13 protein-coding genes are annotated in these 14181 nt (G+C 61.7%); 5 read left to right on the forward strand and 8 right to left on the reverse strand.

The annotated features are described in order from the left end of the window. Window positions 1-796 precede the first annotated feature (796 nt). From LMTR3_RS01575 to LMTR3_RS01590, 4 genes are all read left to right on the forward strand, one after another. Window positions 797-1351, forward strand: a complete 555-nt coding sequence (locus tag LMTR3_RS01575) for a hypothetical protein (protein WP_141686428.1) — start codon at window positions 797-799, stop codon at window positions 1349-1351. Between the two features lie 349 nt (window positions 1352-1700). Further along, the gene (locus tag LMTR3_RS01580) at window positions 1701-1877 is read left to right on the forward strand and encodes a helix-turn-helix domain-containing protein (RefSeq protein ID WP_502686595.1); all 177 of its coding nucleotides are present in this window, start codon (window positions 1701-1703) and stop codon (window positions 1875-1877) included. Window positions 1878-3027: 1150 nt separating this feature from the next. Beyond that, entirely contained in the window at window positions 3028-3651 is a 624-nt protein-coding gene (locus tag LMTR3_RS01585; RefSeq protein WP_141686429.1) for an SPFH domain-containing protein, read from the forward strand. A gap of 121 nt (window positions 3652-3772) precedes the next feature. After that, on the forward strand, window positions 3773-4873 hold the full coding sequence (locus LMTR3_RS01590; RefSeq protein ID WP_065743365.1) for an alkene reductase: 1101 nt from the start codon (window positions 3773-3775) through the stop codon (window positions 4871-4873). Window positions 4874-5166: 293 nt separating this feature from the next. Here LMTR3_RS01590 and LMTR3_RS01595 read toward each other — a convergent pair whose 3' ends face one another. From LMTR3_RS01595 to LMTR3_RS01630, 8 genes are all read right to left on the reverse strand, one after another. Next, window positions 5167-6909, reverse strand: coding sequence for an ABC transporter substrate-binding protein (locus LMTR3_RS01595; protein WP_084029390.1), 1743 nt, complete (start codon window positions 6907-6909; stop codon window positions 5167-5169). 128 nt (window positions 6910-7037) lie between these two features. Then, window positions 7038-7364, reverse strand: a complete 327-nt coding sequence (locus LMTR3_RS01600; RefSeq protein ID WP_065743367.1) for a DUF2160 domain-containing protein — start codon at window positions 7362-7364, stop codon at window positions 7038-7040. 2 nt (window positions 7365-7366) lie between these two features. Then, the gene (locus LMTR3_RS01605; protein ID WP_065743368.1) at window positions 7367-8173 is read right to left on the reverse strand and encodes a carbohydrate ABC transporter permease; all 807 of its coding nucleotides are present in this window, start codon (window positions 8171-8173) and stop codon (window positions 7367-7369) included. Beyond that, window positions 8173-9075, reverse strand: a complete 903-nt coding sequence (locus LMTR3_RS01610) for a carbohydrate ABC transporter permease (protein ID WP_065743369.1) — start codon at window positions 9073-9075, stop codon at window positions 8173-8175. Before LMTR3_RS01610 ends, LMTR3_RS01605 begins: the two co-directional genes overlap by 1 nt. Next, window positions 9075-10160: an ABC transporter ATP-binding protein gene (locus LMTR3_RS01615; RefSeq protein WP_065743370.1), complete on the reverse strand. Its 1086-nt coding sequence runs from the start codon at window positions 10158-10160 to the stop codon at window positions 9075-9077. The genes LMTR3_RS01610 and LMTR3_RS01615 overlap by 1 nt, the downstream gene beginning before the upstream one ends. A gap of 12 nt (window positions 10161-10172) precedes the next feature. Continuing rightward, the gene (locus LMTR3_RS01620) at window positions 10173-11312 is read right to left on the reverse strand and encodes an ABC transporter ATP-binding protein (protein ID WP_065743371.1); all 1140 of its coding nucleotides are present in this window, start codon (window positions 11310-11312) and stop codon (window positions 10173-10175) included. Next, window positions 11309-12853 carry a glycerol-3-phosphate dehydrogenase gene (gene glpD, locus LMTR3_RS01625; RefSeq protein WP_065743372.1) on the reverse strand — a complete coding sequence of 515 codons (1545 nt, stop codon included), beginning with the start codon at window positions 12851-12853 and terminating at the stop codon, window positions 11309-11311. The genes LMTR3_RS01620 and glpD overlap by 4 nt, the downstream gene beginning before the upstream one ends. Before the next feature lie 184 nt (window positions 12854-13037). Next, window positions 13038-13421 (reverse strand): RidA family protein, encoded by a 384-nt coding sequence (locus tag LMTR3_RS01630; RefSeq protein WP_065743373.1) that lies wholly within the window; start codon window positions 13419-13421, stop codon window positions 13038-13040. A 127-nt stretch (window positions 13422-13548) separates the two neighbouring features. Here LMTR3_RS01630 and LMTR3_RS39735 point away from each other — a divergent pair, with 127 nt between their 5' ends. Further along, a complete protein-coding gene (locus LMTR3_RS39735; RefSeq protein WP_084029392.1) occupies window positions 13549-14142 on the forward strand; it encodes a LysR family transcriptional regulator in 594 nt (197 codons plus the stop codon). The last annotated feature ends 39 nt before the right edge of the window (window positions 14143-14181 follow it).

Here is a 14181-nt window from a genome sequence, read left to right on the forward strand (position 1 = left end):
GTCATGGGGATGCTCCTGTTTTGAGTGAAGGTTGCGAACCCCTCATCTCAAGACAGGACGCCCCGTTGCGCTATCCTGTTAGCTGTGCTGCCTGCCGCAGCGCCCTACCGCGCGAGCGGTTTAGTCCGTTGACCCGCAGCGGACATCAGATCAATGCCATGCGTGCCGTCCGGACATTTTACTTTCGAGCCAAACGGCCTAGCTTCGCTTTCTGAACCTCCGGTAATAGACCCAGTAGGGGGCATGAGGACCGACTTCCGAGCACTGAGCATACCGAAAAAGCCGTTCTCGCAAGTAATGCCCCGGCGGAAAGCGGGTCCGAGCATGGTTTCGTGCAGCTTCGGCGTGCATAGGACGCACGTCGCTGTAGGGGCACAGCTCATACTGCAAGCGCAACCTTGCGGCGATTTCGTCAACCATGGTCTGAACCACGCTACCGGGAATAAGCTCGCTTCCGGACCGGACCTCAAAAATCCAGCCGCCGTCGCCGGTGCGAACTAGTGCGATACCTAGTCCACCAGGATCGCCGACTTCGTCCCAGACCATCTTCTCAAGCTCGTATGGTGTAACTTTCGTCTTGCTCACACGGATATCCACGGACCTCAGAAATCGCACTCCACTCCCATATCAAACTAAGCTCGCAATGTCGCTTGTTGGCCCCACGCTGACATCGCCAATGTCCGCTTCCATGTCCGCTCTTGGGGGTGAGGCAGAAATAACGAATCTATGAGTACACGCCCTCGTTAGCGGAGCGTGATCCGCCATTTACTGACTTCAGATGAATTGGGTGCCGGCGATGCGGTTTGAAATCTTACCTGGGCTGCCGCCGTACGGGCCGAGGGCCGTGTCGTTCACCGGACGTGGTGAGCACGAGTTTCGTGAAGGGCTCGTGATACGCTTTTATCCAGAAAAGTCCGATCCGTGGGTCGGCAACTTCCTTGGAGGGATGACGAACTGCACTGCCGTGCTTGATCATCCTAATGGAGCGGATGTGATTGTTGTCGCAGACGGTCACACCTGTGTCATCGATCCCGAATCGCGCGCCATGCGAGATTGCGCAGCATGGGATGACATCGCGGCCGTGTTTCCCCTACATCAACTCGGCCTGGTAGTCTTCCAGGGACTGGTCGATTTCGCCGCTGTGCGGTCAGACAATTCGGGATGGATAAGCCCGCGGATTTCGTGGGATAGCTTCCGCAACGTCAAAGTACATGAAACCGAGCTCACGGGCGAAGCATGGACTCCGGTTGGAGACATTTGGGCGCCATTCACGCTCGATCTTTTAACAGGCCACTGCGCTGATGGAATCTATGAAAAAGATATGGCGCGAGCAGTCCGCGTAGGGTCGTAGGGCGGATTAGCGAAGCGCAATCCACCGCGTTGAGGCATGGACTACTCCTACGCGGTGGCTCACGCGATTATCTGCCTGTCTTTCAACATATACCTCCTCTAGGTGTAACTGATCGACGCAAAAACTTTTCTGTGCTCATTAATCTTCCGTTAACCATTCGCGCCCACGCTCCCCTGCGGCAGGGGTTGTGATTCCTGATGTTTCTGCTCCGCGTTCCGGAGCAAGCGTCGATCGGGAGGTGTTGATGCCCCGGGAGTATTGTGACGTGAACCTTGGCACGGATTGTGTCCCCGTGCCCGAGACTCCTCTTTCGGATTCTCATACCCTTTCACCCCACGAGATCGTGCCGATGCTGATCGGCTCGACGGTCGAGGCGATCGAGCGCGAACTCGTGCTGCAGACGCTGGCGCGCTGCCACGGCAATCGCACCCACGCCGCCCGCCTGCTCGGACTTTCGGTGCGCACGATGCGCAACAAGATCCGGCAGTACGCGACTGATGGGGTCGTCATTCCCGCGCACGGCTAGGTCGAGCACAGCGTAGCGTCGGCAAAGCGAACCTGTCTCGCCGTAGCTCGAACAGCGAAGGCGGAAGCGTGTCCACCATCATGAGGCGCAGCGCGAACTGGTGGGCACGGCGCTTTGCGCCTTTGCCCACCCTACGGGCCGCGGACTGATTTGCCTGCCGAGCAAGCGCGATTTCGTGCTGCGGCCTGCGACAAATCAACACGACGGGCAAATCAATTCTGATTTTCCGAAATCGTGTCAAGCCCAGGAAACAAAAAGAATCAAAAATATTCCGCTTTCGTTCTCACCCAAATCAGTCGCATAACTCCGCCCGTCTCACCCATTGAGGGGCGCTCGCGATCGTCACGAACGTGCGGTGAGATGCGATGGACGCGGAATGCGCAAGACGTAGGCGCAGGATCCGCCTTCGCTAAAGCTTCGGCGGACCGGTACCAAACCCGGCGAAGCCTCTTGGCGAAGACGGGAGCGTACGGCGAAGTCGTGTGGTTCTGGCGCCGCGGTGCTGGCGTTAAGTCCTTAAGAAGCGAAGCTTCTCGGGGGCGACGGAGGCAAAAGAGCCGTTCTCCGGGGAGAGCACGAAGTAAGCCGTAAAGCCATTGCGCAGGGAAGGCCGGGATGCTCCCGCTGTACCTGTATGCTCGTGTGCGTGTTCTTTATGCGCACCTGCACACGAGACCGCGGGTGCAGCCAGCACCCGGTCTTCCCTGCGCCCTCTGTGTTTCAGGAGGGACAAGAGAAGATGCAAGCCTCGGGCAAACATGTCGCGAGATCGCGAAACTGTATCCACGTCATTGCGAGCCACCGGGTCGGGCGAATGCCCGCCCGATGACAGGCTCCGCGAAGCAATCCATCGCGCCGCACGCGGAGATGTGGATTGCTTCGTCGCTTCGCTCCTCGCAATGACGTGGATGGACCGCCGGCGACGGGTAGCCGTCCACAATCATAGGCGATGGCTATGTCCCCCGCGACCAATCCTGCGTCAGGATGCGCCGATCAAAAATCCAAATGGCGGGGACGAGCCGGCTTTTTTTCAATTAATCATTCTACTTCAGATAGCAATGACTTATTTTCGACGCAGGAAGAGCCAAGAGAAGAACGGATATCGCGGTATCCGTCAACGAGATAAAAACACGGCAGGGGAAGGATAAAAGTGGGTGAACTTCTGGGTTCTATCGTTTTTTCCTTGATTGTAATCGCTCTAATCGCCGGCGCATGGACCTGGATTTCGACCCTGTTCGGGAAAGGGGTCATGGCGTGGCTTGGCTTCGAGCGGGTCTGCGTTCAATCGTTCGAGACCGTGCTGCTCTACAGGAACGGGTGGTTTGAAAAAGCCCTGCCGCCCGGCCGGCACCGGATCCGCGCCAGCAGCGGCCAGCTCGCGCGGATCGATCTGCGCCCCGAGGTGTTTCGGTTCACGCAAGGCGCGGTCTCCGCGGATCGCCTTGCGATCAACCTCGTCTATGTCGCACGGACGCAAATCATCGACCCCAGGGCCGCTTTCGAAAGCACCCAGAACTACCGGGACGAGATATTCATCCGAGTGCAATCGGTCGTGAAGGCGGTGTGCAGCCGAAAGTCCCGCCTCGAAATTCAGATGGACCACCAGAGTTTTGGCAACAGCGCCCAGAAGGCCGCCAGCCAGGTGCTTCGCTCGATCGGTTGCGAATGCCTGAGTTTCGAACTGCTGCAGGTGGACTCCACCAGCCCCATCGCGGAGCTGGACAATCGACGCGTGGGATTTGCGGCGCACCACAGCATGATGAAGGAAGCCTGAATCACCGGCGCGGCCGGTACCTTGCGCAGCTCGTCTGCGCCAGCCGAATGGCTTGCGGGATTGCGCAATTGGCGGCAATGCCCAACTCTTCCCTATCATCAGCCATCCGGACATATCAGACATGAGCCAGACCAAACTGTTCGAGCCCCTCAAGCTTGGCCCGATTACGCTGCCCAACCGCCTCGTGATGGCGCCGCTGACCCGCAACCGCGCGGTACCTCCCGGCATGGTGCCAAGCCCGCTCGCGGTGGACTATTACGGCCAGCGCGCGTCCGCCGGATTGCTCATCACCGAAGCTAGCCAGGTTTCGCAGCAGGGCCAGGGCTATCAGGACACGCCCGGCATCTATTCGAAGGAGCAGGTCGAAGGCTGGCGCAAGATCACCGACCGCGTGCACGAAAAAGGCGGGCGCATCTTCATCCAGATCTGGCATGTCGGCCGTATCTCGCACACCACGCTGCAGCCCGGCGGCGGCAAGCCGGTCGCGCCGTCGGCGATCCGAGCCAAGGGCAAGACGTTTGTGGGCGGTATCTTCACCGAAATCTCCGAACCGCGCGCGCTGGAGCTGTCGGAAATTCCAGGGATCGTCGACGATTTCAAGCGCGGCACCGAGAACGCGCTGGTCGCCGGTTTTGACGGCGTCGAGATCCACGGCGCCAACGGCTACCTGCTCGACCAGTTCGCCAAGGACGGCACCAACAAGCGCACCGACGCTTACGGCGGAGGAATCGAGAACCGCGCAAAGCTGATGCTGGAAGTGTCGCAGGCGGTGGCCGCGGTCGCCGGCCCTGAGCGCACCGGCATCCGCATTTCGCCGGTGACGCCGGCCAACGACGTGTCCGATTCCAATCCGCAGCCGCTGTTCGATCATATCGTGGATGGGCTCAGCGCGCTGAAGCTGAGCTACATCCACGTCATCGAAGGTGCGACCGGCGGCCCGCGCGATATCGCGCCGTTCGACTACGCAAGCCTGCGCAAGCGCTTTGGCGGAGCCTACGTCGCCAACAACGGCTACGACTTCGACCTCGCGACGAAAGTGCTCGAAGCCGGCGCCGCCGACCTGATCGCGTTCGGCAAGCCGTTCATCTCGAATCCCGATCTGGTCGAGCGGCTGAAGCAGGGTGCGCCGCTGAATGAGTGGGACAAGGCGACGTTCTACGGCGGCGGGGCGAAGGGATACACGGATTATCCGACGTTGGCAGCGGCGCAGGCGGCGGAGTGAGGGGTGCGATGCTCCGTCGCCCAGTCGTCATTCCGGGATGCGGCAAAGGCGCAGGCCCGGAATCCATCCAACCGCCGAGTTGGTGTCGCGATGGATTCCGGGCTCGATGCCTCGCATCGCCCCGGAATGACAGAAAGAAAAAAGGCCGGGATCGCTCCCGGCCTTTGTCGTCTGCGTTCCCAGGATGCGGCGCAGCGCGAAGCGGTGCGCTGCTATTCCGGGGTCCATCGGCGGCGTGGGTCCCGGCTCTGCGACGCAGCGCTCGCGCGCTGCATCGCGTCCGGGACAGGGTGTCACTTCGCCTCAGCCCGCTTCGGCGGCGTGGCCGGCCACGACTTGATCAGCGCGTCGTAGTCGACCGTCTCGCCCTTCGGCTTCTCGTTCGCCAGCTTGCGCTGCGGCGCGATGGTCTTGTCTTTCTCGGCCTTGGCGAACCAGAACTCGGCGGTCTCCTTCTTGTTCAGCTTCGGCCCGCACTCTTTCTGCACGCCGGATTTCTCGAGGCGTTCGAGCACCGAGTCCTGGGCTGCGGCCAGCGCATCCATCGCGGCTTGCGGCGTCTTCGCACCGGACGACGCGTCGCCGATGTTCTGCCACCACAATTGCGCGAGCTTCGGATAGTCAGGCACGTTGTTGCCGGTCGGGGTCCACTGCACGCGCGCGGGCGAGCGGTAGAACTCGATCAGGCCGCCGAGCTTCGGCGCACGCTCGGTGAACGACTTGTCCCAGATGTCGGATTCACGCACGAACGTGAGGCCGACATGGCTCTTCTTCAAGCTGACCGTCTTGGAGTTGATGAACTGCAGATAGAGCCAGGCCGCCTTGCGGCGATCGGGCGGGGTCGACTTCAGCAGCGTCGCGGAGCCGGCGTCCTGGTAGCCGAGCTTCATGCCCTCTTTCCAGTACGAGCCGTGCGGCGACGGCGCCATGCGCCACTTCGGCGTGCCGTCGGCATTCACGACCGCAATACCCGGCTTCACCATGTCGGCGGTGAAGGCGGTGTACCAGAAGATCTGCTGGGCGATGTTGCCCTGCGCCGGCACGGGACCTGCTTCGGAGAAGGTCATGCCTTGCGCCTGGGGCGGAGCATACTTCTTCATCCAGTCGAGGTACTTGGTGATCGAATAGACCGCCGCCGGGCCGTTGGTGTCGCCGCCACGCTCGACCGACGAGCCGACCGGACGGCAGCCGTCCATGCGGATGCCCCACTCGTCGACCGGCTTTCCGTTCGGGATGCCCTTGTCGCCGTTGCCGGCCATCGACAGCCAGGCGTCGGTGAAACGCCAGCCGAGCGAGGGATCCTTCTTGCCATAGTCCATGTGGCCATAGACCTTGACGCCGTTGATCTCCTTGATGTCGTTGGTGAAGAACTCGGCGATGTCTTCATAGGCCGACCAATTCACGGGAACGCCGAGCTCGTAGCCATACTTGGCCTTGAACTTGGCCTTGTATTCCGGATTGGAGAACCAGTCGTAACGGAACCAATACAGGTTCGCGAACTGCTGGTCGGGCAACTGATAGAGCTTGCCGTCCGGTCCTGTGGTGAAGGATTTGCCGATGAAGTCGTTGACGTCGAGCTGCGGGTTGGTGACGTCCTTGCCTTCGCCGCTCATGTAGTCCGACAGGATCACGGTCTGGCCGTAACGGAAGTGCGTTCCGATCAGGTCGCTATCGTTGATCCAGCCGTCATAGACGTTCTTGCCGGACTGCATCTGGGTCTGCAGCTTTTCGACGACGTCGCCTTCCTGGATCAGGTCGTGCTTGACCTTGATCCCGGTGATCTCGGTGAAGGCCTTCGCCAGCGTGCGCGCTTCATACTCATGCGTCGTGATCGTTTCCGACACGACGTTGATTTCCATGCCCTTGAAGGGCTCGGCGGCCTTGGCGAACCATTGCAGCTCCTTCATCTGGTCCGCCTTCGACAGCGTCGAGGGCTGGAACTCGCTGTCGATCCACCTCTGATTGACGGCGTCGTCCGCACGCGCAGGTGCGGCAATGGTCACGGATGCGGCGATCAGCGCAGCCGCGCTGGTCATCGTCAGAAAGCTCTCCTTGGTCAAGGGACCGTTTCTTCCTCTCAAGCGTCGCATGTTGGATCCTCCGTTGCAGCGACAAACACATATTCAGGCCCGGGTTGATCCCGGATCTGTCTTTTTCCGCCGTTTCAGACCGTGCGAAAGATCGCAACGGCCGAAACGAGCGAAATCACGGTTGCGAGCCACAGGCTCGAAATCTCGACGCCCTCCCCGATCGGCAGGGTCGCGATCGGATCGGTGCCGACAAGGGCGATCCACAGCAAATGAATGACGGCGGCAAGCACCAGCGAAATGAACAGCCGGTCGCCGCGCGTGGTCGGAATGCGCAGGATGCCGACGCGCTCGGCTTCGGGATAGGCGATCCCAAGCCACGTCATCACGCCGAGCGTCAGCGCCAGCATCACGAAGAAGATCGCGGTCGGCAGCGTCCAGGCCATCCATGCGATGTTTTCCATGTCTACACCCTGCCCAGCGCAAAACCGCGCGCGATGTAGTTGCGGACGAACCAGATCACCAAGGCACCGGGGATGATGGTGAGCACGCCGGCCGCCGCCAGTAGTCCCCAATCCATGCCCGCGGCGGAGACCGTGCGGGTCATGATCGCCGAGATCGGCTTGGCGTTGACCGAAGTCAAGGTACGCGCCAGCAGCAATTCGACCCAGGAGAACATGAAGCAGAAGAACGCGGCGACGCCGATGCCGCTCGCGATCAGCGGCACCAGGATCTTGACGAAGAAGCGCGGGAACGAATAGCCGTCGAGGAATGCGGTCTCGTCGATCTCGCGCGGCACGCCCGAGACGAAGCCTTCGAGAATCCACACCGCCAGCGGCACATTGAAGATGCAGTGCGCCAGCGCGACCGCCCATGGCGTATCGAACAGATTGATCGCCGAGTAGAGATTGAAGAACGGCAGCGCAAACACCGCGGCCGGCGCCATGCGGTTCGACAACAGCCAGAAGAACAGATGCTTGTCGCCGAGGAAGCGGTAGCGCGAGAAGCCGTAGGCGGCCGGCAGCGCTACCGCGATCGAGATCACGGTGTTGATGACCACGTATGTCAGCGAATTGATGTAGCCGGAATACCAGCTCTCATCGGTGAAGATGCGCCTGTAGTTTTCCAGCGTCGGCTGGTGCGGCCACAGCGTCATCGTGGTGACGATCTCGGCATTGGTCTTGAAGCTCATGTTGACGAGCCAGTAGATCGGCAACAGCAGGAAGATCAAAAACAGCGAGATGATGAGGCGGCGGCCGGGAATCGAATGCATCACGCGCCTCCCTGCTTGGCGGGGCGCTCGGCCCCGGCATTGGTCATGACGGTGTAGAACACCCAGCACACGATCAGGATGATCAAATTGTAGACGAGCGAGAGAGCGGCGGCCTTGCCGAGGTCGAATTGACCGAGCGCGATCTTGACCAATTCGATCGAAACGAAGGTGGTCGAGTTGCCCGGACCGCCGCCGGTCACGACGAACGGCTCGGTGTAGATCATAAAACTGTCCATGAAGCGCAGCAGCACGGCGATCAGCAGCACGCGGTTCATCTTCGGCAATTGGATCGCCTTGAACACCGCCCAGCGCGAGGCGCCATCGATCTGAGCCGCCTGGTAATACGCGTCCGGGATCGACTTCAGCCCGGCATAGCACAGCAGGGCCACGAGGCTGGTCCAGTGCCACACGTCCATCACGATGACGGTCGCCCAGGCATCGAACTCGTTGGAGACGTAATTATAGTCGAAGCCCAGGCTGTTGAGCGTATAGCCGAGCAGGCCGATATCGGGCCGGCCGAAAATCTGCCAGATCGTGCCGACCACGTTCCACGGAATGAGCAGCGGCAAAGCGAGGATCACAAGGCATACGGCAACCGTCCAGCCCTCGCGCGGCATCGACAGCGCCACCACGATGCCGAGCGGCACCTCGATCGCAAGTATGATGGCCGAGAACAACAGATTGCGGCCGAGCGAGGCCAGAAAGCGTCCGCCGAGATCGGTCGAGGGATCGAGCAACTCCTTGAACCAGCCGACGCCGTTCCAGAAGAACTGGTTGTTGCCGAACGTGTCCTGCATCGAATAGTTCACGACCGTCATCAGCGGCAGAATCGCGGAGAACGCGACCACCGCGAATACCGGCAGCACCAGGAACCAGGCTTTCTGGTTGACGATCTTGTCCATCAGGCAACCCCCTCGACCAGACGGCTGTCGGCATAGACGTGAACATGCGCGGGATCGAACACCAGCCCGACCATGTTGTCGGGCACGGAGAATCCGGGCGGCACGCGCGCGGCAAACTTGGCGTCGCCGATGCGAACGCGAGCGAAACGGGCGCGACCAAGATCGTCGATCCGTTCGATCGTGGCCGATAACAGGCCCGACGCGGGAGCGGCGATATTGACGAATTCCGGGCGCACGCCGACCTCGATCTTCGCACCCGCCGGCAGCACGCCGTAATTTCGATGGAGGCCGATGATGTGGCCGTCAATCTGGGCCTCATGCCCGCGCACGACAGCCGGCACGATGTTCATGCCGGGCGAGCCGATGAAGTAACCCACGAATGTATGCGCGGGCTTGTCAAACAGTTCGGCCGGCGTGCCGCTCTGCACCACGCGGCCGTCATGCATGACCACCACCGTATCGGCAAAAGTCAGCGCCTCGGTCTGGTCATGGGTGACGTAGATCATCGTGAGATCGAGCTCGCGATGCAGCGCCTTCAACTTCGAGCGCAACTGCCACTTCAATTCAGGATCGATCACCGTCAGCGGCTCGTCGAATAGTACGGCGGCAACGTCGGAACGGACGAGGCCGCGGCCGAGCGAAATCTTCTGCTTGGCGTCCGCGGTCAGGCGCGTCGCCTTGCGGTCGAGATAGAACGTCAGATCCAGGAGATCGGCGATCTGCCTCACCCGCGCCTCGACCTCGGCCTTCGGCACGCCGCGGTTCTGCAGTGGGAATGCGAGGTTCTGCCCGACCGTCATCGTGTCGTAGATCACCGGAAACTGGAACACCTGCGCGATGTTGCGCTTCTGGGTTGACAGCGGCGTGATATCGGCGCCGTCGAACAGGATTTTTCCGCGCGACGGCGTGACGATGCCGGAGATCAGGTTGAGCAGCGTGGTCTTGCCGCAGCCGGAGGGGCCGAGCAGCGCGTAGGCCCCGCCCTGCCGCCAGGTCATGGTCACCGGCTTCAGCGCAAAGGATTCGGGCGCAGCGTCATTGCCGCCGTAGGAATGCGCGAGATCGACGAGGTCAATGCGTGCCATATCGCATCTCCCTCACATGCTCTTGGCTTTTGATGCGTTTTCGGCATGCGAAACGCTAGGCATTTCGCTTGAAAACGCGATGGCTGGCGCTGCGACCAGGCGATCGGCGGCGTCGAACACGAAGACATTGTTGGGATCGAGCACGGCATCGAGCGTCTGGCCGGGCTCATATTCATGCACGCCCGGCAGCACCGCAACCCAGTTGGAGGCGTCGCGGTTGAGATGCACGAAACTTTCCGAGCCGGTGATCTCGGTCACGGTGACGGTGGCGTGAAACGCGTGGCGGCCGGCGATGCCGTTCGCCACTTCGAGCTGGTGGGCGCGGAAACCGACGCGATAGGGGCCGTCGGAAAGCTGCGCATAGAGCCCGGTGGCCGGCGCCTTGACGCCGCCGGCATAGGCGACCTGCCCGTTCTTCTTCTCGATGCCGACGATGTTGAGCGGCGGATCTGAGAATACCTGCGCGACGCGCAGCGTATCGGGACGGCGATAGACTTGCGATGTATTGCCGGCCTGAAGCACCTGGCCTTCCCACATGCACACCGTGTTGCCGCCGAGCAGCAGCGCCTCCGAGGGCTCAGTCGTGGCATAGACGAAGATCGCACCGGACGCCTCGAAGATGCGCGGCAGTTCGGTGCGCAGCTCCTCGCGGAGCTTGTAATCAAGATTGGCGAGTGGCTCATCGAGCAGCACGAGGTCGGCGCCCTTGACCAGCGCACGCGCGATCGCGGTGCGCTGCTGCTGGCCGCCGGAAAGCTGCAGCGGCGTGCGCTTCAGATAGGGCTCGAGCCGCAAGAGCTTCGCGGCTTCCTGCACGCGGTGGTCGATCTCCTCGCGCGGCCGGCCCTGCACCCGCAAGGGCGAGGCGATGTTCTCGTACACCGTCAGTGAGGGATAGTTGATGAACTGCTGATAGACCATCGCAACCGAGCGCTGCCGCACGTCGGCGCCGGTAACGTCGTTGCCGTCGACCAGCACGCGACCGGTTGACGGCTTGTCGAGACCGGCGAGCAGCCGCATGATCGAGGTCTTGCCCGACAACGTCGGCCCGAGCAGCACGCTCAGCGTGCCGCGCTCCAGCGTCAGCGACACGTCGCGAATGGTCGCCATGCCATCCACGGTTCGCGTGACGTGTTCGAGCGTGACGCTCATGTCCGCCCTCCCGCTTCGCGCAAGGCACGTTCACCGGAGGCGCTGTTGGCCTTGATCCATTCGTCAAGCACGGCGACTTCATCGGCCGACAGTTGCAAGCCGAGTTTAGACCTACGCCACACCACGTCTTCGGCGCTGCAAGCCCACTCGGTCGAAATCAGGTACCGGACCTCGCTTTCGGTCAAGGTAGCGCCAAACGCCTGGCCTAGATCGGCCAATGATTTCGCATTGCCGAGCAATTTTGTCGCACGCGTGCCATAGGCATGCGCGAGCCGGCCAGCATGCGCCGAGGTGAGGAACGGATACTTCCGCGTCAGTTCCGCCGTCAGCGCAGCGACTGCCGAAACATCCAGGTCGCCGCCGGGCAGCGGCGCCTTGCCGGTCCAGCCTTCTTTCGCTTTGTCGCTGCGCAAGTAGGGCGCGAGCCGCTCCAGCGCCTCTTCGGCGAGGCGCCTATAGGTCGTGATCTTGCCACCATAGATCGACAGCAGCGGCGCACCGCCGGGCGTATCGAGTTCGAACACGTAATCGCGGGTCGCGGCCCTGGCCTCGCTGGCGCCGTCATCATAGAGCGGGCGGACCCCGGAGTAGGTCCAGACCACGTCTGCGGGCAGCACCGGCTTTTTCAGGTACTCACTGGCGGAGGCGCAGAGATATTGAATCTCCTCGGGGCTGGCTTTCACCTTGGCCGGGTCGCCGTCGTAGTCGCGATCAGTGGTGCCGATCAGCGTAAAGTCGCCCTGGTAGGGGATGACGAAGATGATGCGGCCGTCGGCATTCTGGAACATGTAGGCGCGGTCGTGCTCATATAGCTTGCGCACCACGATGTGTGAGCCCTGCACCAGCCGCACCTTTGCCCGCGCGTTGACGCCTGAGCCCGACGACAGCACCTGCTCCACCCACGGACCGCCGGCATTGACCAGCGCGCGCGCCTGGATGGTGGTGCGCTCGCCGCTGACGGCCTTCTCGACGGTCACGTGCCAGATGCCGTCCACCTGCCTGATCTCGACCGCGCGCGAGCGGGTGTGAATTTCGGCGCCGCGATCGGCCGCATCCCGCGCCGTGAGCACGACCAGGCGCGCGTCATCGACGAAGCAGTCGGAATATTCGAAGCCTTTTCTGTAGCGGTTGGCGATCAAGGGTTTGCCCACCTCGTCATGGAGGAGATCGACCGAGCGCGTCGGCGGCAGGAGATGACGGCCGCCGATGTGGTCGTACAGGAACAACCCTAACCTGAGCAGCCAGGCCGGCCGCAAGCCAGCGTGGTGCGGCAAAACGAAACGCAAGGGACGGATGATGTGAGGCGCGATCTGCCAAAGGACTTCGCGCTCGATCAGCGCCTCGCGGACCAGGCGGAACTCGTAATATTCGAGATAGCGCAGCCCGCCGTGCACGAGTTTGGTCGACCAGGACGAGGTCCCGCTCGCCAAGTCATTCATTTCACAAAGGAAAACGGAATTGCCCCGGCCCGCCGCGTCGCGCGCGATGCCGCAGCCATTGATGCCGCCTCCGATAATGGCGAGGTCGAATATCCGATCCAATGAAACGCTTCCCCGGCGATCGCCTCTTCACTTCGGCGACTTTGCTTTCGGATGGGAGTTAATCACAAAGAAAAACGAAAGCAAGGCGAAAGCGGGGAACCGGGTCTCCTACTTGAGGGTAAGTTCAGGTTTGGCCGCACAGGTCCGTACCACGGGCTCAGACCGCGGCGCATTGGTCTCGGTATCAGCCCGCGGCCACGGCCTCGACTTCGAGAAGCCACGCCTCGTCGAAGATGCCAGCGATAACCACCGTCAGCGCTGTTTCCCGTCCACCAAGTACCTCGTTTCGCACGGAGCGATTGAGAAGGGCGTAGCGCCGGTCGGCAAGGTAGGTCCGGTGCATGACCAGATTGTCGAGGGTCATGCCGGCTGACTTGAGCTGAGCCTCGACGTTTCGCCAGGCGAGCCTGCACTGCGCTTCAAAGCCCTCAGGGACGGTGCCGTCGACGCCGAGCGGGATCTGGCCACTGATAAATACCAGACGGGTGTGACCGCTGACCTCTAGCGCCTGGCTGTAGCCCGTCGTCGGCACGGTTACTGTTTCGGCGTTGATGCGTCGGATGTGCATTAGGTTCTCCTGCCCTCGAAACATCACCTCGTGCACCGCTGCACCCGTCGCGCACAAACCATTTTTCCTGGACAGTTGAGTTAGATTTTCTAATCTGCGCGCCTAACGCCCTATGGATGGAATCCTGGTGAGCTACAGACTGCCTCCGCTCAACGGACTGCGAGCCTTCGAGGCTGCCGGCCGCCATCTCAGCTTCAAACTGGCTGCGCAGGAGCTTTCGGTAACGCCGGGCGCCGTCAGCCAGCAGATCAAGCATCTGGAGCAAATCCTGGGGGTTCCGCTGTTTCAGCGCATGCCGCGCGGCCTCACGCTCACCGGCCATGGCGAGGCCATGCTGCCCACCATCAGCGATGCGTTCGAGCGCATGTCGGCGGCTGCGGATGCTGTCGCGCGCACATTGCCGACAAAGGCGTTGCGGCTTGGTGTCTCTCCGAACTTGACGGAAGACCCGCATGGCCTGTTGGCGAAACTTGCGAACACAGAACAGTCGCCGGACTATGTCCAGATAACCTCGACCGATGATGTCGCGAACCTGTTGAGTGGCGCGCTGGATGCGATTCTGCGTCCGGGACCGGGCCCTTACCCGGGAATGCATGCGGAGTTGCTGAATCTGCACCAGGCTTTCTCACCCCATGCGCAGGCTTCTCTTGTCGTTTGGCCTGGCCTCGCCAAGTGTCGGGAGTTCCTGAAAACGAGATCGCTGCTCGGCTCGCCCGGATAATCGCGCTACGGCTGAGATGGGCGATGCGCACCGGCGCGC

It is taken from the genome of Bradyrhizobium sp. LMTR 3, from assembly GCF_001693485.1.
GTDB lineage: Bacteria > Pseudomonadota > Alphaproteobacteria > Rhizobiales > Xanthobacteraceae > Bradyrhizobium.